This is a genomic window from Paenibacillus sp. 05T425 (assembly GCF_056396205.1).
In genome coordinates this window covers 1-417 of the sequence record NZ_JBFTLA010000131.1, presented here as the reverse complement: position 1 = coordinate 417, position 417 = coordinate 1, and the positions used below count along the sequence as shown (strand labels likewise).

Below are 417 nucleotides of genomic sequence, written 5' to 3'. Positions count from 1 at the left end.
GGTTGAGGATCACCTTGTGCTCAGGCGTCGGGTTCCACACCTCGATCACCGCGTCGCAGACTTCCTTGGCGAATTCCAGTTCGGTGGCGCTGAAGGTTTCTGGCGAGTATTCGAAGGTCCACTCGGTGTCCGGCTGCTGGGCGGCATATTTGACGAACAGCTTGGCGGCGTTTACGGCGATGGCCTTGATCCCGTCCTTGTCCTGGTTGAAGACAATGCGGCGGAAGGAAGGGGAGGTCGCGTTGTACAGGTGAACGATGGCCTTCTTGGCACCGCGCAGGGATTCAAAGGTGCGCGCGATCAAGTCTTCACGGCCCTGGGTCAGCACCTGAATGGTGGTGTCGTCCGGGATGTGGCCGCCTTCGATCAGGGTGCGCACGAAGTCGAAGTCGGTTTGCGAAGCAGCCGGGAACGAGG

The 417-nt window shown here is 60.4% G+C and carries 1 pseudogene; it reads right to left on the bottom strand.

The features are described 5' to 3' along the window. Positions 1 to 417 (bottom strand): annotated as a pseudogene (locus tag AC1DF0_RS32435) (2-isopropylmalate synthase); the annotation flags it as partial.